The following is a 23374-nucleotide window of genomic DNA, read 5'->3' on the forward strand; positions in this document are numbered from 1 at the left end:
CCTTGTAGATAACGATCATAATCCAGATCGTTGCCAATTCCAAGAGGAGCATGAATCATGCGTCTAAGAAATAAGGTCGCCCTGATTACCGGCGGAAACAGCGGCATCGGTCTTGCGACCGCCAGGGTCTTCATCGACGAGGGTGCCAGTGTTGTGATCACCGGCCGCAACCCGGAAACGCTCGCTGCCGCCGAAAAGGCGCTCGGGGCCGGTGTGCTGGCGCTGAAGGTCGATGTCACCGATGCCGCCGCCACCGAGAAGGCCTTTGCGGAAGCCGCCGGAAAGGTCGGCAAGTTCGACATCGTCTTCGCCAATGCCGGTATCGGCGGCGCGACGCCGCTCGGCGAGACATCGCCGGAGCAGTTCAACCAGATCATCAGCACCAATCTCACGGCGGTTTTCTTCACCGTGCAATCGGCCCTGCCGCATCTCAATGACGGCGCTTCGGTGATCCTCAACGGTTCGGTGCATGCCGTGCTCGGCGCTCCCGGCTGGTCGGCCTATGCGGCGACCAAGGCGGCGGTCCGTGCAATGACGCGCAATATGGCATCCGAGCTTGCGCCGCGTGGCATCCGCGTCAATCAAGTGACGCCCGGCGGCACGAAGACGCCGATCTGGTCGCCGATGGCCCAGACGGAAGACGCCATGTCGGCACTCGAGGCGCGCATCGGCGGCATGAGCCCGCTCGGCCGCATGAGCGAAGCCGACGAGATCGCCAAGGCGGCGCTCTATCTGGCCTCGGATGATGCGGCCAATGTCACCGGCATCGAGATCACAGTCGACGGCGGCATGACGAGTGCGCCCTCCGGCGCCAAGATCTTCCGCGCTGCCTGAGTGAGCCGGGCTGGGCAGGTCAAACTTGCCCGGCCCCTCGCCGACCTCGGTCACCCGTCATAGAGTGCTTGTATTGTCTCTTACGGATGCTTTGTTTCGTTCTTGCGTTGCACGGTGGGCAACACGAAAGAGGACGATTGCCAAATTCAGGACGGCAAGCAGGAGCAAGACACAGAGCATGGTCTGGATGCCGGAGGAAACGATCAGATTTCCGGCGATCAGTGGAAAGCCGAAGACGCCGATGGAATAGGCGAGCGAGAATAACAAAAGCGACTGCGGCATAAGGCCAGTTGGAGCCTCATTGGCCGCCAGGCCGTTAATAACGGAATAGGTCAACCCATAGCCCACCCCCAGCATCGTTGCGCCTCCCAGATAGGCAAGCTGATTTGATGTCAGCATCAGGAACAGCAGGATCGACGCCAGCGTCAGGCTTGTCAGGACCAAAAGCGAATAGAGTGGGTCTTTCTTGACCACATATCCCGCCACGAACAGCCGACTCAGAATCGCGGCGGACATGAAGCCGATGAAGAACAGGGAGTAGTCGAACCCATGCGCCTTGGCGTAGCTGGTCTGAAAGCTGGACAACCCGCCGAAAATCGCGCCGCCGATGCCGACCATAATGATGGAATAGATGGCCTGCGAGCCGATCACCTCACGTGCTGAACCAAACGAGATCTTGTTGACATGAGGCAAAATCTTGCCGGCCTTGGTCAGTCGGATATGGAGCAAAAAGTAAAGCGCACCGCCGGCAAGACTGGCAAGGAACGCAAATGCGAAGGCCGCCTCGATCGGCATCGACCAGCTGGTAGCAATGCGGCCAATGATCAGTCCGGCGCCGATGCCCGACATCATTGATCCCGAAAGCAGGGCAAAAAACCTGATCCGGTGTTCGGGTTCGACGATCGCAGCGACCAGAATGGGTCCGAGCGCATAGAAGGTACCCCAGCCTATGCCGAGGATGAAACCGACCGCCATCAGGCTCAGCCCAACTGAGGGAACCATGGCGAATCCCAGCGCTGACGCGGCAAGAAACAGCCCCGAAACAGCCACCGCCCGCGCCGAGCCGATGGCATCCGCGATGTGGCCGGACAGGATCACGAGAATGACGGTGCTAACAGTCGCAGCCGAAATGATCAGGCCGGCCAGCGCCTCGTCGCCGCCACGCTGGCCAACCAGCACCGGGATCAGAAAGGTCACGCCATAAGCGATCGAAAGAAGAAACCCGCCGATACACAAAACGGTAAACTCGCCGCCATCGACTTTCTTCCGTGCAATTGAATCACTCATGTCTCCACGCCCCTCGCAGGAAAACTCATCCGGGATATTTCCGCAATGGAGATCACGTTTGCATTTTACGAACAAGCCGTTTTTATGTTTCTAATATCCTATTGAAAATACATATATAGACAGGCAAGTGTTTCGGTTTAAGCAACATCCTCAACATCCCCGGCCGAAGCACTGCATCGATCGATAATTAGGAAGCCGGCTCCCGCGCCATCAGCATCGATGCGCGCAAGCGTATTCAGGCGAATCTCGAGGATACCTAAGGGTTGGCCACGTTCAGCCAAATGGTGGAAGTGCCTCAATCGAGGCCGGCCGGACCAACTGGGTTGGTCGGGCTAACTGAGTTAGCCGGGCTAACTGAGTTTCACCACGCCGGAGCGGCCGACGACGCAGTTGCGGCCGCTCTTCTTTGCCGCGTAGAGCCTGCCGTCGGCAGCCGTCAGCACGGCGGTGAAATCGACGCCGTCTTCGTCGGCGGTCGCAACGCCGATACTGACCGTGACCGGCCTGTCATCCGGCGTCTTGACGCTGGTCGCGATCGTCCAGCGCAGGCGCTCGGCAAGCAGCAGACCTTCTTCATGGTCGGTGCCCGGACAGACGGCGACGAATTCCTCGCCGCCGAAGCGGAAGACGCGGTCGCTGGAACGCAGTGTCGTACCGAGCCGAGCGGCGATCGCTTTCAGAACCTCGTCGCCCTGGAGATGGCCGTAGCCGTCATTGACATCCTTGAAGTGATCGGCGTCGATAATAAGGACGGTGGCGAATAACCCCTGCTTCAGTGCCTCGAGCAGCATCAGCGGCGCTTCCATTTCCATGCGCGTCCGATCGTAGACGCCAGTGAGCATGTCGCGGCCGGTGCGCTCCAGAAGAGCGTTGTAGCGCTCGCGGAACGTCAGGTCGCCGAACACGTCGCTGATGGAGCGTGCGGACCCGGCTGCTCCGCCGCGGCGAATACGATATTCATAGAATGCAAACATCGCCGCGTAGAGGCAGACGGCAAGCATTTTTGCCTTCCAACCGCCCCAGAATGCGGCGATCGGCACGTCTAAGAAATAATGCAGCGCGGCGAAGAAGCCGATCTGGTCGAAGGTCAGCAGCACGAAGCCCGAAATCAGGAAACGTAGGACGACGCGGCGGCGGAAGAAATCGCCGAGTTTTTCGTAAAGCAGAATGATGCCGAGCGAATCGACATAGAGCAGCGCCGTGCCCCAAACCATCAGCCAGCCCATCTCCTTGAGGAAATCGACGTCGGGTGTGTGGTTGGTCGACATCTGCAGCGGCTGGTGCAACTGCAGCACCCAGGCAATACCGACGGTGAGCAGGTTGCCGAGGAACAGGCCGTAGATCGGCTGGCGCACCGTCGCGGCATCCTCCTGCAGGTAAAGCATCAGGATCATCATCAACTTGCCGGAGAAGAAGACGGATGAACCCGGCGACACATCCCCGAACGGCAGCGAGACATAGAAGACCGCCGCCAGATAGGTCTCCATGAAATGCATGACGCCGAGCGCCGTCAGGAAAACCCCGAGACCGAGCCGATGACGGAAATGCAGAAGCGTTACCATCAGCACGAAATAGGCGATGGCTTCGACGACGAAGAGAAGGAGGTTGAGTGTCTCCATCATGAGACCTCGGCTCCGGACGTTCGGCCTCCTGCTGGCGCGGCGATCGCGACGGCGAATCCTTTGGTCAATCGTCCGAAACAGTCAAACACGGGGGTGTCCTGCAAATCCTGCAGGCGATACCTTTCACCGCAATCCTTTAAGATTGCGTGAGTGAGAAGGCGCTCGCTGGAGCGCACCCGGGTCACACACAGGAATAGTTGCAGCCGGTATCCAGGAGCTATGCCCGGATCCCGATTCAGACCTGACGAAGCTTCTCGCCGTCACCAAAGAGCGACGAACCATGCTGATCGATGATCTGCTGCGCCTTGCGCACTGTGCATTCGATCGCATCGTCGGAGGACGTAAACAGATCGGCGCGGATGAAATTGCGCACTAGCACCTCCTCGCCGACCTTCTTTTCAATGCGGCCGGCAAGGCGATACTGGCTGCCTTCCCTACGCGGTTCGGCATAGATCGTGCAATCGCCGTAAAGCTGCGGCTCGCCGGAAGGGCCTGCCGCTTCCGTAGCCGGTTTGCTGCCGCCGGAGAACATCGAAAAGATATTTGAAATGAACGAAGCCATGCTCCGCCTTTAGCACGGCGATATCGCTGTCGCCAAGTCAAATGATCAAGTTGGCGAGGATCTCGTTTTCGGTAATATCCTCGTAACCCATGCCGGCTGCTTCGAAATTTCCGATCAGCCGGGCGAAATTCTCAGGCGCTTTGGTTTCGATGCCGATCAGGATGGAGCCGAAGTTGCGCGCCGATTTCTTTAGATATTCGAAGCGGGCGATATCGTCGTCGGGGCCGAGCAGATTGAGGAAATCCCGGAGTGCACCAGGGCGCTGGGCGAGCCGCAGGATGAAGTATTTCTTCAGCCCCGCGTAACGCATGGCTCTTTCCTTCACGTCAGGCAGACGCTCGAAGTCGAAATTGCCGCCGGAGACGACGGCAACGATGGTCTTACCGCGGATCGCTTGGCCGTCCATCGCGGCGATCGCTGTCAGCGACAGGGCGCCGGCCGGCTCCAGCACGACGCCCTCGACATTCAGCATCTCCTGAATGGTGACGCAGATGGCGTTCTCCGGCATGAGTTGCACCTGCTCGGCCGGAAAATCGCGAAGAGCCGCGAAATTCAGGTCGCCGATGCGCGCCACTGCAGCGCCATCGACGAAATTGTCGACCTTGGGAAGCGTCGTCACCTTGCCCGCTTCGATGCTGCGCTTAAGGCTCGGCGCGCCGGCCGGCTCAGTGAAGACGAAAGCCGATTTCGGCACCGTGCCGTCGAGATAGCCGGTGATGCCGGCGGCAAGTCCGCCGCCGCCAACCGGCAGGACGACCATGTCCGGCACTGTTCCCTCCGGCAGCTGCTGCATGATTTCGGCGGCGACGGTCGCCTGGCCTTCGATGATGTCGGCATGGTCGAAGGGCGGCACCATGACTCCACCGACCGCCTCCACATGTTCGCGGGCGGCTTGGTAGCACTGGTCGAAGAAGTCGCCGAACAGCCGTATGGTGATGAATTCAGCGCCGAACATACGGGTCTTGTAGATCTTCTGCTGCGGTGTCGTCACCGGCATGAAGACGACGCCCGGCACGCCGAAATGGCGGCAGACGAAGGCAAAGCCTTGGGCGTGATTGCCGGCCGAGGCGCAGACGAAGGTCTTTCCGGAGGCACCCTGCCCGATCGCCTTGCGGAAGAAATTGAAGGCGCCGCGGATCTTGTAGGAGCGCACCGGCGACAGGTCCTCGCGCTTCAGCCAGATATCGGCCCCATAGCGGGCCGAAAGGTGATCATTGAGCTGCAGCGGCGTTGCCGGAAAAAGGCTGCGCATCGCCTCTTCGGCGCTTTCGACATCAAGTCTCGTCACGGGCGTGGTCCATTCTCTCAATTAGCCATCGCCGCTATTGCACAGGCCGGCCGGCAAAAGAAAGCCCGTTTCAGCCGTTTCCGGTTCGCTCCCGGACCGGTTCGCTCCGAGGAAGGTTTCTTAAGCCAATCGCGAAATTGGCGGCACATGAACTGATTTTAACTGTCAATGAAAAGGGCGGCCACTTATATGAAGCTATGATGATCTTCAAATTCGCAAAACCGCTCGCCTGGTTGCTGCTCGCCTTCATCATCTTCGTCACGGTTTCGCCGATCGGAGAGAGGCCGGATACGGTCACGATGGTCGATATCGACCGCGCGGTTGCCTATCTACTTCTCGGCCTCGCCTTCGCGCTTGCCTATCCGAAACAATGGAAAACGGTGGCCGTGCTGCTGATCGTCGGCGCATTCGCCATCGAATGGCTGCAATATTTCGCGCCGAGCCGCCATCCGCGCCTGCATGACGCGAGCATCAAGGCGATGGGCGCAGCCCTCGGGCTTCTGGCCGGCTGGGTGATTAACAGGTGGCGCGATACGAAGGCGCCAAACGCCCTTCCGTTCGCTGAACGCTGATTATCAGCGGGATCGGCTAGAAAGCGCACAATTGCATCGCCCAGAAGAACAGTGGTATCGCGGCCATCGCAGTTGCGAAAACAAGCGCGACACTGGTCTTGAAGACGCGGATGCGCCTAGTCCTTGCCCCACTCCAATCGTAAACCATCGTCTTACTCCCACAAGACAACACTTACTCAACCGCCGCGGCGCAATCCTTGCACCGAAAATGCCATATGCAAGCAATAGCGCGCTTTTATCCACAATATACACGCATAATACAAGCATATTCGAACGGGATTATGAAGGTGGTGCGGGCGACGGGGGTCGAACCCGTACAGCCAAGGCCGAGGGATTTTAAGTCCCTTGCGTCTACCAGTTTCGCCACGCCCGCTTGCGGCGTTTTCAATATCTTGCGTCATGGGCGATGGGAAGAGCCGCAGCCGTAAAAATCATGCCTGTTTTGGCCAGTTGCACCGCAGAATGATCCGTCACACATTTTCCGCCCGAAAGCCGCGGCCGAACAAGGGGCACTCGGTCTGTCGCGAGAGAAAACGGAAAAGACGCGGCGAGCCTCACGCCCGCCGCGCCTTTGTCATTTCAGTATCAAAGATCAGGCGAGCTTGGCAGCAAGCTTGGCGACATGGGCGCCCTGGTATTTTGCGCCTTCCAGCTCGATCTCGGAAGGCTGGCGCGAGCCGTCGCCGTTGGTGATGGTGGAGGCGCCGTAGGGCGAGCCGCCCTTGACTTCCTCGGTGCCCATCTGGCCCTGGAAGGCATAAGGCAGGCCGGCAACGACCATGCCCTGGTGCAGGAAGGTGGGGATGAAGCCGAGGATGGTCGTTTCCTGGCCGCCGTGCTGGGTTGCCGAAGAGGTGAAGACCGAACCGAGCTTGCCGACGAGTTTGCCGGCGAACCAGAGGCCGCCCGTCTGATCCCAGAAATTGCGCATCTGCGAGGCGACCGTGCCGAAGCGGGTGCCGGCGCCGACGATGATCGCGTCATAGTCCGCCAGTTCGTCAACGGTGGCGATCGGGGCCGCCTGGTCGACCTTGTAATAGGAAGCCTTGGCAACATCTTCCGGAACCAGTTCCGGAACGCGCTTGACGGTGACGTCGGCGCCGGCCGACTTCGCGCCTTCGGCAACGGCATAGGCCATGGTTTCGATATGGCCATAAGCCGAATAATAAAGGACGAGAACCTTCGCCATCTTCAATCTCCCTTGGAGCACTGGTTGAATTTCTTGACCGAGGGAGTTCTATCAGCGCCTGTTTCGGAACACAGCCATGCCGTGAAGAACTCAGTGTTCAACATCCGTAGACGAAAATTCACTTGCGTTTTCATTTCAGCAAAAATGAACGTATCCGGCGGCTGTTTGCAAAGCGGCCGAACGGCACTACCTATTCACCAGCCTCAGATCACGGAACATCCCATGAGCCAAGACATCGTCGTCACCGCCGCCATGCTCGCCATCGGCGACGAACTTCTTTCCGGCCGCACCAAGGATAAAAATATCGGCCACCTCGCCGATTTGCTGACGCTTTCCGGCATCGACCTCAAGGAGGTGCGCATCGTCGCCGACGACGAGGAGGCGATCGTCGAGGCGTTGAACGCGCTTCGCGGCAAATATGATTACGTCTTCACCTCGGGCGGTATCGGGCCAACGCATGACGACATCACCGCCGATGCCATCTCCAAGGCTTTCGGCGTGCCCTGCGAATATGACGAGACGGCAATGACGCTGCTTGCCGAGATGTACCGGCGCCGAGAGATGGAATTCACCGAGGCGCGCCAGCGCATGGCGCGCATGCCGCGAGGGGCTGCGCATATCGCCAATCCGGTCTCAACGGCGCCCGGCTTCATCATCGGCAACGTCCATGTCATGGCCGGCGTGCCGCAGGTCTTCCAGGCGATGGTCGACAATGTGCTGCCGACGCTTCGAAGCGGCACGCCGGTGCTTTCGCTCGCCATCGCCTGCCCTTACGGCGAAGGCGAGATCGGCACGCCCTTGACCGCTATCCAGAAAGCACATCCGGAAACCAGCATCGGTTCCTACCCGCGCTATATCGGCCAGAAATTCTCAACAGAGATCGTCGTACGCGGCCGCTCGCAGGCGGCAATCGATGCAGCCGGCGCCGAGGTGCAGGCTATGATCGACGCCATCCGCCAAAAGAAGGACATCGCCGAAAACCATTCCGCGGAGGCCTGAGGGAAACGCCGGAACTCAAAGGCCATCCTTGATCCCTATCAAGGAACAGGAGAACGGTCCGGTGCATTCCTTCCCTCGCGCACGCCATTTTAGCGCAAGGAGAATTGATATGTCTTACAAAACCATTCTCGCCATTCTCGATACATCAGACAATAGTGCTGCGGTTGCCGATTTCGCCTTTGCCATTGCTGCTCAAAGCGGCGCCCATGTGATCGGCCTGCATGCCGAAATCATCTCCGCCGTGCCGCTGGTGGCGCCGATGGAAATCCCCGATCCCGTTGCCGTGCAGGCGCTGCAGGACATGGCGCATAGCGAAACGATTGCCGTGGAGCGCATCTTTCGCGCGAAAGCTGAGGCATCAGGCGCCTCCTCCGAATGGCGCAGCTTTGCCACATCCACCGGATACGGCTCCGCACCGCTGATCGAAAGTGCCCGCAGCGCCGACCTCTTGATCGCCTCACAGGCCGACCCGGCCAGACCTTCCGACAGCCACGTCGACGTCGACAGCTTTCTCTTCGAAAGCGGCCGGCCGGTGCTGATGATCCCCTATATCATCCGCCAGCCGAAGCCGATCAAGCGTGTGCTGATTGCCTGGAACGGATCGAAGGAGGCGGCGCGCGCGACCTTCGACGCGCTGCCGATCCTCAAAGCCGCCGACGAGGTGGAGATCTTTTCGGTCGATCCGGCCGACACGGCGCTGCAATCGCCGCTGACCGCAGGCGCCGACATCGCCGCGACGCTTGCTCGTCATGGCGTGAAGACGACGCTTTCGACGGCCCAAAGTGTGGACAAGAGCGCATCCCATGTCATCGAGAACCGGCTTTCGGACAGCAGCATCGACCTTCTCGTCATGGGCGCCTATACACATTCCTGGCTCTGGCAGATGATCTTCGGCGGCACGACCAAGACCCTGCTGCAATCGATGACGGCGCTGACGCTGTTATCGCGTTGATTGGCTGCTCTTGCCTTTTGCCGGCAAATCCCGCTAATTGCGGCGACCGATGACAGCTTCGAACTCGGCCCCCTCTCGCGCAGTTCCGGCTGCGCGATTTGCGTTTTGCCAATCGCCGCTTCAAGCCCGTCCGGTCGCCGGCAAACGGCGTGTCGTTTTTTCATGCCGCGGAGCAGCCCGATGTCCCTTCCCGATAAAGCCTTTCCCGTTTCCTGGGATCAGTTCCACCGCGATGCGCGCGCCCTTGCCTGGCGGCTTGCCGGCCTTGATCAGACGTTCAAGGCGATCGTCTGCATCACCCGCGGCGGCCTCGTTCCGGCCGCGATCATATCGCGCGAACTGAATATCCGGCTGATCGAGACCGTCTGCGTCGCGTCCTATCATGACTATGTGAACCAGGGCGACATGGTGCTGCTCAAGGGAATAGCGCCCGAACTTATGGAAAATGGCGGCGAAAGCGTGCTGGTCGTCGACGATCTGACGGATACCGGCAAGACCGCCGCACAGGTGCGCACCATGCTGCCGAAGGCACATTTCGCCTGCGTCTACGCCAAGCCGAAAGGCGTGCCGACCGTCGACACTTTCATCACCGAGGTGAGCCAGGACACCTGGATCTATTTCCCCTGGGACATGGGCTTCACCTATCAGGAGCCGATCGCCAAAGGCGCGGGCTGATCGCCGCCGATCACGGCGCGCAACCATCGTATTTACCACTTGAAATTGTTCCAGATTTTGTCAGCGAGGTTTCCTGAATCCGCTATCAGGGTCTGCACATCTATTTTACCTTGTCCTAATAGACTTGGCGACGTGCGAATCATGTCAGGTTGCGCTTAAAGCGTGCAACGAACGATGCGACATAAGGAAACAAGATGGCGCGGTGGTGGCATATAAGAGCGGTTGTGACCGTCGGGCTGGCGACCTTTCTGTTTCCGCTGGCGCCTGTCCGCGCCGAGCCTGCCTACATTCCCCTCGTGCGCGACTATGTCGACAAGCAGATCCGGCCAATGGTGGAAACGCCCTTGGTGCTGAACGCCATTGCCGACCAAAACGCGCAATTCGACAATGTCAGCGAAATGGATATGCGGGTGCTCGACGAGACCTACCGGTCGGAGGTCGATCAGCACCAGCTGCATATGGTCAAGCTGCTGCTCGACAAATCCGTGTCGCACTACCTGAAAGCCAGGCAGGACACCTCGCAAGGGGTGATCGTCGAATTTTTCGTCACCGACTCGCATGGGCTGAATGTCGGGCAGAGCACCATCACCGCCGACTATTGGCAGGGCGATGAGGAGAAATATCTTAGAACCTTCGTCAACAGTTCCCGGGAGATCTTCATCGACCGGGCCGAACGCAACGAATCCACCCAGAATCTCGAAACGCAGGCCAGCTTCGTCGTCATGGACGAAGAGAACAGGCCGATTGGCGTCGCCATCGTCACCATCGCCATCGATGCGCTCTAAGAGCATGTCGCGCAAAAGTGTACGGTTTTGCGATAACGACGCGCTTTAGGAGCGCTGATTTCACCGGCGAATCGCCATGCGCATTTGCGCCGGAAATGCCATCACAAGATTTGCCGCAGGACGCTTTTTTGCCGTTTCGACCTTTTCCTTAGCCGGCAACACCTGCAAGCCATTGTAATTTCAGCGCTCCCCGGCTTTCCCCAATCTCCACAGGCGCATCCACAACATGTTGTGGTTAGCAATCAATTAAAAGCCAGCCCTTGACGGAATCAGCTGTTTCAAACTTTACTGTTACTGATGTTGCGGCGGCGACAGGACCGGAGGTAACGAGCCCGGTTCCCTTTTGAAAATTAGGACGCAGAATCAGGGCGATGGACTGGGAACGGTTCAGGCCTGACAGGGTTTTTGCGCGGTTTTCAGCCTCCAAAAAAAGTGACATCGGGGCTGGCGATAATAAGCTGTTAATACTATATTTAGTGTTTGCAGCCACCATCACCACAAGATACAGGAAGATCATCTCCGGATGACACCCCTGTCACGATACGGAAACGAGACTGGCTGCACGACCAAAAAAGTGCCGCCGGATAGAAATTTTGCGCCCCGGTCGCGGGGACCGGGCGCCAACACGAGGTCAAGACCATGCGCATCGAACGTCGTTTCACGAAGGCCGGCCAAGGCGCCTATGCGGATATCGAATTCCGCAAGGCGACGAGCGAGATCAAGAACCCTGACGGTTCGATCGTGTTCCGCCTCGAGAATATCGACGTTCCCGCGCAGTTCTCCCAGGTCGCGACCGACGTTCTGGCGCAGAAGTATTTCCGCAAGGCCGGTGTTCCCACCCGGCTGAAGAAGGTCGAGGAAAACGACGTTCCTTCCTTCCTGTGGCGCTCCGTTCCCGACGATGCTGCGCTGAAGACCCTGTCTAAGGACGAGCAGACCGGCTCCGAAATCGATGCGCGCCAGGTCTTCGACCGTCTTGCCGGCACCTGGACCTATTGGGGCTGGAAGGGTGGCTATTTCTCCTCCGAGGAAGATGCCTCGGCCTTCAAGGACGAGCTTGCCTATATGCTCGCCACCCAGCGCGTCGCCCCGAACTCGCCGCAGTGGTTCAACACCGGCCTGCACTGGGCCTACGGCATCGACGGTCCTGGCCAGGGCCATTTCTACGTCGACCCCTTCACCGGCAAGCTGACCAAGTCCAAGTCGGCCTACGAACACCCGCAGCCGCATGCCTGCTTCATCCAGTCCGTCGAGGACGATCTCGTCAACGAAGGCGGCATCATGGACCTCTGGGTGCGTGAAGCGCGCCTGTTCAAATACGGCTCCGGCACCGGCTCCAACTTCTCGATGCTGCGCGGCGAAGGCGAAAAGCTTTCCGGCGGCGGCCGTTCCTCCGGCCTGATGAGCTTCCTGAAGATCGGCGACCGCGCCGCCGGCGCCATCAAATCGGGCGGCACGACGCGCCGCGCCGCCAAGATGGTGGTCGTCGACATCGACCATCCCGATATCGAGGAATACATCAACTGGAAGGTCAAGGAAGAGCAGAAGGTCGCGGCTCTCGTGACCGGCTCGAAGGTCGTCGCCAAGCATCTGAAGGCGATCATGAAGGCCTGCTTCAACTGCGAAGGCGGCGACAACGGCGATTGCTACGATCCCAACAAGAACCCTGCCCTGAAGCGCGAAATCCGCGCCGCCAAGAAGGACCAAGTTCCGGAGAACTACGTCCAGCGCGTCATCCAGTTCGCCCGCCAGGGCTACAAGGATCTCCAATTCAAGACCTACGACACGGATTGGGATTCCGAAGCCTACCTGACGGTATCGGGCCAGAACTCCAACAACTCCGTCTCGATCAAGGACGACTTCCTGCGCGCCGTCGAGAATGATGGCGAATGGAACCTGACCGCCCGCAAGGACGGCCGAGTGATGAAGACGCTGAAGGCCCGCGATCTCTGGGAAACCATTTCCTATGCTGCCTGGGCCTCGGCCGATCCGGGCATCCACTTCAACACGACGATGAACGACTGGCACACTTCGCCGGCCGGCGGCCCGATCCGTGGCTCGAACCCGTGCTCGGAATACATGTTCCTCGACGACACGGCCTGCAACCTTGCCTCGCTGAACCTGCTGCAGTTCAAGGACAAGGCCACCAAGCGCATCAACATCGCTGACTACGAACATGCGGTTCGCCTGTGGACCGTCGTGCTCGAAGTCTCGGTCATGATGGCGCAGTTCCCGTCGAAGCGCATTGCCGAACTCTCCTACGAATACCGCACGCTCGGTCTCGGCTACGCCAATATCGGCGGCCTGCTGATGTCGTCGGGCATTCCCTACGATTCCACTGAGGCCCGCGCCATCGCGGGATCGCTGACCGCGATCATGACCGGCATCTGCTATGCGACCTCGGCCGAAATGGCCGCCGAGCTCGGCCCATTCCCGAACTTCGCGCCGAACCGCGAGAGCATGCTCAAGGTCATTCGCAACCACCGCCGTGCGGCGCATGGCGAGAGCTCCGGCTATGAGGCGCTGTCGATCAACCCGGTCGCGCTGATCCATTCGGAAAACCCGGACCAGGATCTCGTCGCCCACGCCAAATCGGCCTGGGACAAGGCGCTCGAGCTTGGTGAACAGCATGGCTACCGCAATGCCCAGGTCTCGGTCATCGCGCCCACCGGCACGATCGGTCTCGTCATGGATTGCGACACCACGGGCATCGAGCCCGACTTCGCCCTCGTCAAGTTCAAGAAGCTCGCCGGCGGCGGCTACTTCAAGATCATCAACCGCGCCGTGCCTGACGCGCTGCGCACGCTCGGCTATTCGGAAAGCCAGATCGCCGAGATCGAGGCCTATGCCGTCGGCCACGGCAACCTGAACCAGGCGCCGGCTATCAATCCGTCGACGCTGAAGACCAAGGGCTTCACCGACGAGAAGGTGGAAGCCGTCAACGCCGCGCTGAAGAGCGCCTTCGACATCAAGTTCGTCTTCAACCAGTGGACGCTCGGCGCCGACTTCCTGAAGGAGACGCTGAAGGTTTCCGACGAACAGCTCGCCGACATGAGCTTCAGCCTGCTCGACCATATCGGCTTCTCGAAGAAGGACATCGAAGCCGCCAACATCCATGTCTGCGGCGCGATGACGCTGGAAGGCGCCCCCTTCCTGAAGGCGGAACACCTGCCGGTCTTCGATTGCGCCAATCCCTGCGGCAAGATCGGCAAGCGCTACCTCTCGGTGGAAAGCCATATCCGCATGATGGCGGCGGCCCAGCCGTTCATCTCCGGCGCAATTTCCAAGACGATCAACATGCCGAACGAGGCGACCGTCGAGGATTGCAAGAACGCCTACATGCTCTCCTGGAAGCTTGGCCTCAAGGCCAACGCGCTCTATCGCGACGGCTCGAAGCTGTCGCAGCCGCTCAATTCCTCGCTGATCGAGGACGAGGACGACGAGGATGCGCTGGAGGAACTGCTGCAGGCGCCCCTCGCTGCCCAGGCGGTTACAGTCACCGAGAAGATCATCGAGCGGGTGATCGAACGAGTTTCGCGCGAACGCGAGAAGCTGCCGAACCGCCGTCAGGGCTATACCCAGAAGGCCGCCGTCGGCGGACATAAGGTCTATCTCCGCACCGGCGAATTCGGCGACGGCCGCATCGGCGAGATCTTCATCGACATGCACAAGGAAGGCGCTGCCTTCCGTGCGATGATGAACAATTTCGCCATCGCCATCTCGCTCGGCCTGCAATATGGCGTGCCGCTCGAGGAATATGTCGAGGCCTTCACCTTCACCAAGTTCGAGCCGGCCGGCATGGTCATCGGCAATGACGCGATCAAGAACGCTACCTCGATCCTCGACTATGTCTTCCGTGAGCTTGCCGTTTCCTATCTCGGCCGCCATGACCTGGCGCATGTCGATACGTCGGATTTCTCGAACACCGCGCTTGGCAAGGGCATCCAGGAAGGCAAGACCAACCTGCTCTCCACCGGCTGGACCCGCGGCTACAAGCCGACACTGGTGTCCGGCACCGGCGGCGAACGCCAGGCAGGCGAACCCAAGGGTGCGGCCACCGCCGCCCCTGCCCGCGCCGCTTCCACCGGCACCGTGACCGCTTTTGCCGGTGCGGCTGCCCGCAAGCTGGAGCCGACGATTGCCGTCTCCACCTCCGAAATCGTCGCCTTCAAGCGCGATTACGAAGAGCGCGCCAAGGAACTGGCGGAAGAGATCGCCGAAGAGGTGACCGAGGAACTCACCAGCGACGCAACGGCCTTGTTCTCCGATAAGGCTGCAGCCGACGCGGCAACGGCAAAATCCGAAGCCAAGAAGCGCGAAGCCGAACGCCGCCAGCGCTCGATCATGCAGGGCTATACCGGCAACATGTGCTCGGAGTGCCAGAACTTCACGATGGTGCGGAATGGCACCTGCGAGAAGTGCGACACGTGCGGTGCGACGAGCGGGTGTAGCTGAGCGGGCTCTTCCTACTCTTCAGTTCTAGAAATATCGTGGGAGGTCCGGGCAACCGGGCCTCTCATACTTTCATAAGCAATATCGAAGTTGGAACTTTGAGGCCCCTTCAGCTTCGCGGCCGAAGGAAGCCAGAAACAGCCGATCATCGTACCGGTCGATACGTTCGTTCTTCCTCGGGCTTAATGTAGGATTTTCGACTGCTGGGGCAATCTCGCCGGATCCCGCTGGCCTCGCTTTAGCCGGCCCCCGGCTTTCGTTTAAAAGGGAAGAAAGTCGAATAGGCGCCTGCTCAATCTCGCCGCCCAAGACGGCTTGACGGTGCCGGCGGCCAACGGCGGGCCGGACGAAGGAGCCAGTGGCGATTGGTAAAAGCGGTTGAGCAGCGCGTCGCACACATAGTGCCCCCAATTCGTCAGATGCTCCGTCTCTTTCGCGCCGAGGAAATGAAGGTAGGTGCCTACCTCCGAGGGAACGACCGACGACGACGGCAGCGTGTAAGACGCATATGGCTTGAGTTCAGCATCCTTGCTGTCGATCGACCAATAGACGCCACGGGTTCTTGCGCGCAGAGCCGATTTCGAGAGGTCGTCAAGGCCGAGCATGTCTGCCCTTTTGGCAGCCTTGAAGCCGCCGATCAGATCTCGCCGCCTTAACGACCTCACCTGATTGTCCGTGGTATCGAGAACGCGCTTGAGCTGAGTAAGATAGTTCCAGTATCCGCGGGTGGAGGACCGCCAAGGCGCTCCGGCATCGCTGACAAGCAGGCAGTCGCAGCGTTTCAGAGCCGGCTCGATGCCGTGATTGTCATAAACGCCACCATCGCTCAATATCGCCCTGCCCGGCGCAACAGGTTCGCCAACGGTGTCATCAAGTTTTTCTCTCTTCCATGAAAACTGCGACAGGTCCAATCGCAGCGGTGACAGCACGGGCGGGAATGCAGCCGAAGCGGCAACCGCGGTCGCGAGCGAAAGCGCGGGATGAAACGACACCCCGATCCTGTAGTCCGCGATATAGCGGTTCGACATCCGGAAGAGCGAACCGGTGCTGAGATTGCTGGAGCAAAATACGAACCAGGGCGATTTCGGAAGATCGCTCAGGCTTGGTGATTTTCCGTCGAAGAGATGCCGCTCGTAGAGTTTCGCGGCTTCCTCCGCCGCGCTCGAGAAGGGGTTGAACACGCCCTTCAGGAAGCTCGCCCCATCCGCGAATAGCTGACTGAAGGCCAGAATGCGATCGAGGTATTCTGTCTTGAGGTTGACGGCGACCTCGTTCTCAAAGACGAGCCGTGGCCACATATAGGCCAACAGGCCGGACGCGATCGATCCGCCCGACACCGACGAGATCATATCGAGTTTTGCCAGAAGACCGGCCTCGTTGAGCCTCGCAAGCGATCCCGCATGGAAAAGCATGGCCCGGTAGCCGCCGCCCGAAAGGCAGAGGCCGAGTTGGTAGCGCTCGGCCGGCTTGTCGGGTTCGTTAGAACCCGGCAGGGCGGTGTTCGATCGGGAATGTTCGTTTTCCGACATGCTCGGCCTCACTCAGGAATATGAGCTTCCCAACATTTCTTCCTCCGGGGAAATCACTGGTCGCGCGTCTTTGGGCCTGCGCGCTACTTACTCGTATGTCGGCGGGAATTGGCATCGCATTTGTGCCACTCCCAGTTTATTCCGGCTTCGTCCTTATGGCCATAACACCAGTCCGCGCGATTGAGCAGCGGACCGAGTTCGTCGCGCCGTTTGCATGCCCGTAGCGTCTCGGCCCCCTCGCGATCGACACTTGTGCGGCAGATATCGTCCAATCCTGTCCACTGATGGATCAACCGATCCGGTGCCTTGGCCCCCTTGTCCGTGGCGAGCACCTTTCCGGTCTCGGACTCGATCTGCAGAGAGGCCGTGTTCCACACGAAAGAGAATTCCGCCATCCCGCAGGACGTCTTACCCGTGTCCCTGTTTCCGGCAAACCACTCGACAATTCCCGACATTTCGCATTTTCCGGCACAGCTGGCAGTCACGGAGCCCGGCTTGACGCTGTAGATGCGCTCCGGCCAGCGTTGGGCGAAGGCTGCCTTTTCCTTCAGGACGGCGTCTTTGTCGACCGAGTTTCCGAAGAAGGAGACCTCGTCGGCATAGACGCCCTTCATAAAGGCCAACGCCGAGGCACTGTCTTTCGACCATTCGTCATTGTATCGGTTGACGAAATCAACCGCCTCCGTGGTCAGGTCGCCGGGTTCGGAGGCCGCCACCTCCTCGGAAGCGCTGGGGTCTGACGGCATGTCGGCGGGTGTTGCGCTCTCCTGCGGCGCTGCGCCTGGCGGGGACGGCGCGCTTTCCTGTGCCGAGGGCATATCCTCGGGCGTGTTGATGTTCCAGTCTCGCATTTCCGCAGCGGTGAGATACCGTATATCGGTGCTGTCGATCGACAGGCTGAGCTGCAGCAGATTGGGGCTTACTCCCATGTCGGTGAGATAGCCGATGATCTCGCCGGTCATCAATTGAACGGTCGAGACTGCCAATTTGTTGTCCATGGGGACATCGTCGGATAGGGAAATCCGATGCACGCCGATGGAGCCCGGCTCGGCGAACCTTTCGACGCCACCGACGAAGGCGAAGGCGCAAGCCGATGCACATTCCAAGGCTCTGATCTGGAGCGTTCTCGCATTCAGTGCGCGGATGGCGCGGCCGAACCTGATCGCGGTGACCACGTTTCCGCCGGGCGAGTCAAAGCTGATGTAGTCCGCTTGGTACTGCGTGTATTCGTCGACAAGCTGCATCGGATCGTCGGAGAATTCAAACACGCCATTTATTACCAGACCACGTCCCGGGGCGCCGTCCACACGTTGGTAGGAAATTGCTGCATGCCCCTCTCCTGCCATGGCGACGAACGCCAGCAGCATCGATATGAACGAGACGGATTTCCGCATTTTTCGCCAGCCTTCGAGCACGTATATCTCTCCTGTCGTCACTCGCAGCATATCTTGCCCACCTATTGCCGGGCGATCATCGAATCCTTGCGATGAGACCGTCAGCCTTCAAATGCGACCAAACCCGTGTCCATCACGAGTTTGAAGATCAACAGCTTTGACGAGAACATTTCAGACTTACCCCAACAGCATATAATCAATGCACAAGGGACAATCTTCTGACAAGCGGCACAATCAGAAGTTTTGATACAAGGTAAACGCGGGTTCCTCGCCGCGATCGGGAGATCCCAGTCCACGCGATCCGGTGCGTGCCGACAATCGATCGAGAGCCGCAGGAAGAAGGGGGCGCTTCTTCGAATTTCGTCCCAGGCCCCGCTCCGCCGTTACGGTTTCACACGGTCGGGATGCGCCGCCTGAAATGCCAGCAGTTCGGCGCATCTGCCGTCGATGTCGACGATGCGCTTGAAAGCGGTGAACTCAACGCCCCAGCGGCGGGCGTTGTAGACCTGGGGAACAAGACAGAGGTCCGCCATCGTCGGCGTATCTCCAAAGCTGAACGCGCCATCGGCTTTGCCGATCATCGCTTCCAGTTTGCGCAGTCCGTCGGTGATGAAATGTTTCATCCATTCCTCGCGGGCATCGGGCTTCTCAGTCACGGTCATGTGATGTGACACGACATGCAGGTTGCAGATCGGATGGATGTCCATGGCAATCGCATATGCGAGGGCGCGGACTTTCTGGCGATCGGCAATGTCCGATGGCAGCAATCCGTATTCCGGCCGAAGCTCGGCCAGATATTCGATGATCGCCAGCGACTGGGTCAGCGTTTTCCCGTCGATCACCAATGTCGGCACCAGTCCCTGCGGGTTGAGGGCCAGATATTCCGGCGTCCTGTGTGCGCCGTCCAAAAGGTTGATGGGCACCGTCTTATAATCGATGCCCAGGAGATTGAGCGCGATACGAACACGATAGCTCGCCGATGATCTCCAGTAGTCGTAGAGAACGACCTCATTCATTGCGGGCCGGCTCCCCGATATTTCTCGACCGTCTGCTCGATCGCCCCGAAGATCGAATGGCCGGCCTTATCCTTCATCTCGATGCGGACTTGATCCCCGAACTTCATGAACGGTGTCTTCGGCGATCCGATCTCGATGGCCTCGATCATCCTGATTTCGGCGATGCAGGAGTAGCCGCTTCCGCTCTCTTCCATCGGTTTGCCCGGGCCGCCGTCCAGCTTGTTGGACACTGTTCCCGAGCCGATGATCGTGCCGGCCGCGAGATTGCGGGTTTTGGCGGCATGGGCGATCAACTGGCCAAAATCGAAGGTCATGTCGATGCCGGCGTTCGCCTTGCCGAACGGCTTGCCGTTCAGGCTGACGAGCAGAGGGAGATGCAGCTTGCCACCGTCCCAGGCATCTCCGAGTTCGTCCGGCGTCACCGCGACCGGAGAAAATGCCGATGCCGGCTTGGACTGGAAGAAACCAAATCCCTTCGCCAATTCGCCAGGGATCAGACCGCGCAGCGACACGTCGTTGACAAGCATCAGCAGGCGGATGGCGCCGCGCGCCGCTTCCGGGCTGGAACCCATGGCGACATCGCCGGTAATGACGGCGACCTCGCCCTCCATGTCGATCCCGTAGGCCTCGTCGGCCGCCAAGATCGGGTCGCGCGGGGCAAGGAAAGCGTCCGAGCCGCCCTGATAGATCAGCGGATCGGTCCAGAAGCTCGCCGGCACCTCGGCGCCGCGTGCCTTACGCACCAGTTCGACATGGTTGACGTAAGCGGAGCCGTCGGCCCATTGGTAGGCACGCGGCAGAGGTGACGTTGCGTCATGTTCGTGAAACCGGATCGTCGGCTGGGCGCCCGTCTCGACGCCTTCGGCAATGAGCGCGAGCCTCGGAGCCACATGCTCCCAGTCGTCGAGTGCTGCCTGCAATGTGCGGGCGATATGACCGACCTCGGAACAGCGGGTCAGGTCGCGGGAAACGACGACGAGCCGGCCGTCCCGCGTGGAGTCTTTTAACGTTGCAAGTTTCATGGCCGAAATCCCGTGCCGGAGGATGACTTCAGTTGATGCATCACTTGAGACCGGGGGTTCCGTCGAACTTGCGTTCCAGGCCGTCCCAGCATTCCAGGTAATTATCCTGCAGCGTTTCAAGCTCGGCTGCGTATTTCGTCAGTTGCTGCGGGTACCTGGTCTCGAACATGAAGGCCATGGTGTGATCGAGCTTCACGGGTTTGAGCTCGGTATTGGATGCCTTTTCGAAGGCGAGCGCGTCCGGCCCGTGAGGAAGCATCATGTTGTGCAGGCTCATGCCGCCCGGCACGAAGCCCTCTTCCTTGGCGTCATACTGGCCGTGGATCAGCCCCATGAACTCGCTCATGATGTTGCGGTGGTACCAGGGTGGCCGGAACGTATGCTCAGCGACCAGCCAGCGCGGCGGAAAGATCACGAAATCGACATTCGCGGTACCCGCATCTTCGGTCGGCGCGGTCAGCACCGAAAAAATCGACGGATCGGGATGATCGAAGCGGATCGCGCCAACCGGAGAAAATGTCCGCAGATCGTATTTGAACGGGGCGTAGTTGCCGTGCCAGGCCACCACATCCAGCGGCGAGTGGCCGATGTCCGTGACATAGAATTTTCCGCACCACTTCACATGCACGCGGCAAGGCGTTTCCTTGTCCTCGAATGCGGCGACAGGCGTCTTGAAATCGCGCGGGTTTGCCAGGCAGTTGGCGCCGATCGGCCCGCGGTCCGGCAGCGTGAATTTCGCGCCGTAGTTCTCGCATATATAGCCACGCCAGACCGTCTGCTCGCCGCCCTTCAGAATCTTGAACATCATGCCGCGGGGGATGAGGCATATTTCCAACGGCTCGACATCCATGATGCCCATTTCGGTGAACACTCTGATGGCGCCGAGTTGCGGCACGATCAGCAATTCGCCATCGGCATTGAAGAAGTAGTCGTCGACCATGTCCTCGTTGAAAACATAGGCATGGGCTGACATGCCCACCTGGGTTGTGGCATCGCCTGCCGTGGTGACGGTCCGCACCCCTTCGAGAAAGGTCAGTCTCTCCGTGGGCGCGGGGATGGGATCCCAGCGAAGCTGGCCGAGGGGAAGCGAATGTTCGTCGAGGCACGGCGCGGTTTTCCAGAGCGGATAGGACGCGTTGGAGAAGCGGCGGGTGTGACGCACGCTCGGGCGGATGCGATAAAGCCAGGACCTTTCATTGGTCCCGCGCGGCGCGGTGAACGGCGAGCCGGAAAGCTGCTCCGCATAAAGACCGTAATTGCATTTCTGCGGGCTGTTCTGGCCTTGCGGCAAGGCGCCGGGAAGCGACTCGGTTTCGAAGTCATTGCCGAACCCCGGCATATATTTCAGCGTGTTTGCCGTCGTGGCTTCACCATCCGACGTCTGGATCGATGTCTGGTCCATGCTCACTCCTCCCCGAACACTCCAGCGCCGCGCGTCTGAAAGATGCGCGGCGCTTTAGAGTCTACTCCGCTGCAGTCCCGATGACACCACGCTTGATCTGATCGGCCTCGATCGACTCGAAAAGCGCCCGGAAGTTGCCTTCGCCGAAACCTTCGTCGCCCTTGCGCTGGATGAATTCGAAGAAGATCGGGCCGATGACGGTCTTGGAGAAGATCTGCAGCAGGATCTTCGTCATGCCGCCATTCACCACACCTTCGCCATCGATGAGGATGCCGTGCTTCTTCATCCGCTCGATCGGCTCGCTATGGCCGCTCACGCGTTCATAGGACATGTCGTAATAGGTCTCCGGCGGACCCGGCATGAAGCGCAGGCCGTTATCGGCAAGCCTGTCGGTGGCGTCGTAAATATCCTCCGTTCCAACGGCGATGTGCTGAATGCCCTCGCCCTTGTACTTCTTCAGATATTCCTCGATCTGGCTGGTGTCGTCCTTCGATTCATTCAACGGAATGCGGATTTTGCCACAGGGCGAGGTGATGGCGCGGCTCACCAGACCGGTGATGCGCCCATCGATATCGAAGAAGTGGATCTGCTTGAAATTGAACAGGTTGCGGTAAAAATCCCACCACTTGTCCATGTTGCCGCGGAAGACGTTGTGCGTCAGATGGTCGAGATAATAGAAGCCGATCCCCTGGGGATTCGGGTTGCGCTCGCCGAGCCAGTCGAACTCGGCCTCGTAGGCCGATCCCTTGGCACCATAGGTCTCGACGAAATAGAGCAGCGAGCCGCCGATGCCGACAATCGCCGGGACATCGAGCATCTTGTCGTCCCCTTCATAGGGAACTGCGCCTTTCGACACCGCGTGATCGAAGGCGTGTTGGGCGTCGACGACGCGCCAGGCCATCGACGGGGCGCAGGGACCATGATTTGCGACGAAACGCGCGGCATGACTGCCGGGTTCGGCGTTGAGGACATAGTTGATGTCACCCTGTCGCCAGACGGTGATGTCTTTTGTCTTGTGCTTGGCGACCGCAACGTAGCCCATGCGTGTAAAGAGTTCGCGCAGCGTCTCGGGCTCAGGATGAGCGAATTCGACGAATTCGAAGCCGTCGGTGCCGGCCGGATTGTCGGCGGCGATTTCCGAGGGCGGCGCATCATGCGGGAAAGGACCCATTTTCTTTCCTCCAAAGGAGATGGCATTTGATATGCAAAGTGTGGCCCAAAACGCGTGCAAAGTTCTTGCATTCTTTATGCTCTAGGAAGAGATTATGCACGATCCGTGAGTGTTCTGGAGATTTCGTGCAATGGATGAGCCGCTCGATAAATTGGATTTGCGCCTGCTCCAGGAACTTCAAAAAGACGGCAGGCTGACGAACAACGAGTTGGGGGAGCGGATCGCGCTTTCACCATCGCAATGTTCGCGCCGGCGGACGAGACTGGAGGCTGAAGGATATATCCGCAGCTACCGCGCCTATCTCGATCGGCAGAAGTTGGGTCTCGATATGCTGGTGGTCATTTCCGTGACGCTTGCGACCCACAACAGAGACAATGCCCGCCGGTTTTCCCAGCTGATCAACGGACTGCCGGAAGTTCTCGAAGCCTATGCGCTGACCGGTGAAATGGATTATCACCTGACGGTCGCGACCCGCGGGCTCGCCGACCTCTCCAAATTCGTCAACGACGTCCTGTTGCCCCACGAGTCGGTGCAGCACGTGAAGACGTCGATCGTCCTCGATACGCTGAAGACATTCGAGGGCTTTCCGGTGCTGATGCCGGGGCACTGACATGGCGACTGCG

General features: G+C 59.6%; 20 protein-coding genes and 1 tRNA gene. 8 read left to right on the forward strand and 13 right to left on the reverse strand.

From position 1 onward, the window contains the following. Positions 1-57: 57 nt before the first annotated feature. Complete coding sequence (locus C3Y91_RS07880; RefSeq protein WP_018073303.1) at positions 58-834, forward strand: SDR family oxidoreductase; 777 nt, start codon at positions 58-60, stop codon at positions 832-834. A 57-nt stretch (positions 835-891) separates the two neighbouring features. Here the strand turns inward: C3Y91_RS07880 and C3Y91_RS07885 are convergent, their stop codons facing one another. The 4 genes from C3Y91_RS07885 to ilvA all read right to left on the reverse strand — a co-directional run bounded on the left by C3Y91_RS07885 (position 892) and on the right by ilvA (position 5593). After that, positions 892-2121, reverse strand: a complete 1230-nt coding sequence (locus C3Y91_RS07885) for an MFS transporter (protein ID WP_168575222.1) — start codon at positions 2119-2121, stop codon at positions 892-894. Positions 2122-2471: 350 nt separating this feature from the next. Continuing rightward, the gene (locus C3Y91_RS07890) at positions 2472-3743 is read right to left on the reverse strand and encodes a GGDEF domain-containing protein (protein WP_018496662.1); all 1272 of its coding nucleotides are present in this window, start codon (positions 3741-3743) and stop codon (positions 2472-2474) included. Between the two features lie 235 nt (positions 3744-3978). Next, positions 3979-4305, reverse strand: coding sequence for an HlyU family transcriptional regulator (locus tag C3Y91_RS07895; protein WP_024320601.1), 327 nt, complete (start codon positions 4303-4305; stop codon positions 3979-3981). A gap of 37 nt (positions 4306-4342) precedes the next feature. Beyond that, the gene (ilvA, locus tag C3Y91_RS07900; RefSeq protein WP_130661456.1) at positions 4343-5593 is read right to left on the reverse strand and encodes a threonine ammonia-lyase; all 1251 of its coding nucleotides are present in this window, start codon (positions 5591-5593) and stop codon (positions 4343-4345) included. A gap of 137 nt (positions 5594-5730) precedes the next feature. Between ilvA and C3Y91_RS07905 the strand changes: the two genes are divergently transcribed. After that, positions 5731-6165 carry a VanZ family protein gene (locus tag C3Y91_RS07905; RefSeq protein WP_174826978.1) on the forward strand — a complete coding sequence of 145 codons (435 nt, stop codon included), beginning with the start codon at positions 5731-5733 and terminating at the stop codon, positions 6163-6165. A 288-nt stretch (positions 6166-6453) separates the two neighbouring features. Here the strand turns inward: C3Y91_RS07905 and C3Y91_RS07910 are convergent. Both C3Y91_RS07910 and wrbA read right to left on the reverse strand, forming a co-directional pair. Beyond that, a tRNA-Leu gene (locus C3Y91_RS07910) sits at positions 6454-6538 on the reverse strand. A 219-nt stretch (positions 6539-6757) separates the two neighbouring features. Continuing rightward, the gene (gene wrbA / locus C3Y91_RS07915; protein WP_018073296.1) at positions 6758-7354 is read right to left on the reverse strand and encodes an NAD(P)H:quinone oxidoreductase type IV; all 597 of its coding nucleotides are present in this window, start codon (positions 7352-7354) and stop codon (positions 6758-6760) included. A 222-nt stretch (positions 7355-7576) separates the two neighbouring features. Between wrbA and C3Y91_RS07920 the strand changes: the two genes are divergently transcribed. The 4 genes from C3Y91_RS07920 (at position 7577) to C3Y91_RS07935 (ending at position 10765) form a co-directional block, all read left to right on the forward strand. Continuing rightward, positions 7577-8353, forward strand: a complete 777-nt coding sequence (locus C3Y91_RS07920) for a competence/damage-inducible protein A (protein WP_024320598.1) — start codon at positions 7577-7579, stop codon at positions 8351-8353. Positions 8354-8462: 109 nt separating this feature from the next. After that, positions 8463-9305 carry a putative universal stress family protein gene (locus C3Y91_RS07925; protein ID WP_024320597.1) on the forward strand — a complete coding sequence of 281 codons (843 nt, stop codon included), beginning with the start codon at positions 8463-8465 and terminating at the stop codon, positions 9303-9305. A gap of 180 nt (positions 9306-9485) precedes the next feature. Beyond that, a complete protein-coding gene (gene gpt / locus C3Y91_RS07930) occupies positions 9486-9980 on the forward strand; it encodes a xanthine phosphoribosyltransferase (protein ID WP_018073292.1) in 495 nt (164 codons plus the stop codon). A gap of 194 nt (positions 9981-10174) precedes the next feature. After that, on the forward strand, positions 10175-10765 hold the full coding sequence (locus tag C3Y91_RS07935) for a hypothetical protein (RefSeq protein WP_024320596.1): 591 nt from the start codon (positions 10175-10177) through the stop codon (positions 10763-10765). Positions 10766-11000: 235 nt separating this feature from the next. On the opposite strand, the gene C3Y91_RS07940 is transcribed toward C3Y91_RS07935, so the two are convergent. After that, on the reverse strand, positions 11001-11282 hold the full coding sequence (locus tag C3Y91_RS07940; protein WP_155249519.1) for a hypothetical protein: 282 nt from the start codon (positions 11280-11282) through the stop codon (positions 11001-11003). A gap of 122 nt (positions 11283-11404) precedes the next feature. Here C3Y91_RS07940 and C3Y91_RS07945 point away from each other — a divergent pair, with 122 nt between their 5' ends. After that, a complete protein-coding gene (locus C3Y91_RS07945) occupies positions 11405-15220 on the forward strand; it encodes a vitamin B12-dependent ribonucleotide reductase (protein ID WP_024320595.1) in 3816 nt (1271 codons plus the stop codon). Between the two features lie 257 nt (positions 15221-15477). Here the strand turns inward: C3Y91_RS07945 and C3Y91_RS07950 are convergent, their stop codons facing one another. The 6 genes from C3Y91_RS07950 to hppD form a co-directional block, all read right to left on the reverse strand. Then, positions 15478-16746, reverse strand: coding sequence for a patatin-like phospholipase family protein (locus tag C3Y91_RS07950; RefSeq protein WP_024320594.1), 1269 nt, complete (start codon positions 16744-16746; stop codon positions 15478-15480). Positions 16747-16829: 83 nt separating this feature from the next. Beyond that, entirely contained in the window at positions 16830-18161 is a 1332-nt protein-coding gene (locus tag C3Y91_RS07955) for a COG3904 family protein (protein ID WP_075223953.1), read from the reverse strand. A 362-nt stretch (positions 18162-18523) separates the two neighbouring features. Next, the gene (gene maiA / locus C3Y91_RS07960; protein WP_075223954.1) at positions 18524-19156 is read right to left on the reverse strand and encodes a maleylacetoacetate isomerase; all 633 of its coding nucleotides are present in this window, start codon (positions 19154-19156) and stop codon (positions 18524-18526) included. Further along, the gene (locus C3Y91_RS07965) at positions 19153-20178 is read right to left on the reverse strand and encodes a fumarylacetoacetate hydrolase family protein (protein ID WP_075223955.1); all 1026 of its coding nucleotides are present in this window, start codon (positions 20176-20178) and stop codon (positions 19153-19155) included. The genes maiA and C3Y91_RS07965 overlap by 4 nt, the downstream gene beginning before the upstream one ends. A gap of 40 nt (positions 20179-20218) precedes the next feature. After that, a complete protein-coding gene (gene hmgA / locus C3Y91_RS07970; protein ID WP_075223956.1) occupies positions 20219-21580 on the reverse strand; it encodes a homogentisate 1,2-dioxygenase in 1362 nt (453 codons plus the stop codon). A gap of 61 nt (positions 21581-21641) precedes the next feature. Continuing rightward, positions 21642-22751 (reverse strand): 4-hydroxyphenylpyruvate dioxygenase, encoded by a 1110-nt coding sequence (gene hppD / locus C3Y91_RS07975; protein ID WP_168575224.1) that lies wholly within the window; start codon positions 22749-22751, stop codon positions 21642-21644. Between the two features lie 130 nt (positions 22752-22881). Between hppD and C3Y91_RS07980 the strand changes: the two genes are divergently transcribed. Then, positions 22882-23361 (forward strand): Lrp/AsnC family transcriptional regulator, encoded by a 480-nt coding sequence (locus tag C3Y91_RS07980; RefSeq protein WP_003558671.1) that lies wholly within the window; start codon positions 22882-22884, stop codon positions 23359-23361. The last annotated feature ends 13 nt before the right edge of the window (positions 23362-23374 follow it).

The organism is Rhizobium ruizarguesonis, assembly GCF_012349115.1.
GTDB classification, from domain to species: Bacteria; Pseudomonadota; Alphaproteobacteria; order Rhizobiales; family Rhizobiaceae; genus Rhizobium; species Rhizobium ruizarguesonis.

Bases quoted from the DNA above. Each gene is read 5' to 3' on its own strand.
- C3Y91_RS07880 (WP_018073303.1), top strand. From the start codon at position 58: ATGCGTCTAAGAAATAAGGTCGCCCTGATTACCGGCGGAAACAGCGGC.
- hmgA (WP_075223956.1), bottom strand. From the start codon at position 21,580: ATGGACCAGACATCGATCCAGACGTCGGATGGTGAAGCCACGACGGCA.
- C3Y91_RS07885 (WP_168575222.1), bottom strand. From the start codon at position 2,121: ATGAGTGATTCAATTGCACGGAAGAAAGTCGATGGCGGCGAGTTTACC.
- C3Y91_RS07925 (WP_024320597.1), top strand. From the start codon at position 8,463: ATGTCTTACAAAACCATTCTCGCCATTCTCGATACATCAGACAATAGT.
- C3Y91_RS07980 (WP_003558671.1), top strand. From the start codon at position 22,882: ATGGATGAGCCGCTCGATAAATTGGATTTGCGCCTGCTCCAGGAACTT.
- C3Y91_RS07940 (WP_155249519.1), bottom strand. From the start codon at position 11,282: ATGATCTTCCTGTATCTTGTGGTGATGGTGGCTGCAAACACTAAATAT.
- gpt (WP_018073292.1), top strand. From the start codon at position 9,486: ATGTCCCTTCCCGATAAAGCCTTTCCCGTTTCCTGGGATCAGTTCCAC.
- C3Y91_RS07950 (WP_024320594.1), bottom strand. From the start codon at position 16,746: ATGTCGGAAAACGAACATTCCCGATCGAACACCGCCCTGCCGGGTTCT.
- C3Y91_RS07920 (WP_024320598.1), top strand. From the start codon at position 7,577: ATGAGCCAAGACATCGTCGTCACCGCCGCCATGCTCGCCATCGGCGAC.
- C3Y91_RS07890 (WP_018496662.1), bottom strand. From the start codon at position 3,743: ATGATGGAGACACTCAACCTCCTTCTCTTCGTCGTCGAAGCCATCGCC.
- C3Y91_RS07895 (WP_024320601.1), bottom strand. From the start codon at position 4,305: ATGGCTTCGTTCATTTCAAATATCTTTTCGATGTTCTCCGGCGGCAGC.
- wrbA (WP_018073296.1), bottom strand. From the start codon at position 7,354: ATGGCGAAGGTTCTCGTCCTTTATTATTCGGCTTATGGCCATATCGAA.
- C3Y91_RS07965 (WP_075223955.1), bottom strand. From the start codon at position 20,178: ATGAAACTTGCAACGTTAAAAGACTCCACGCGGGACGGCCGGCTCGTC.
- maiA (WP_075223954.1), bottom strand. From the start codon at position 19,156: ATGAATGAGGTCGTTCTCTACGACTACTGGAGATCATCGGCGAGCTAT.
- hppD (WP_168575224.1), bottom strand. From the start codon at position 22,751: ATGGGTCCTTTCCCGCATGATGCGCCGCCCTCGGAAATCGCCGCCGAC.
- C3Y91_RS07945 (WP_024320595.1), top strand. From the start codon at position 11,405: ATGCGCATCGAACGTCGTTTCACGAAGGCCGGCCAAGGCGCCTATGCG.
- C3Y91_RS07935 (WP_024320596.1), top strand. From the start codon at position 10,175: ATGGCGCGGTGGTGGCATATAAGAGCGGTTGTGACCGTCGGGCTGGCG.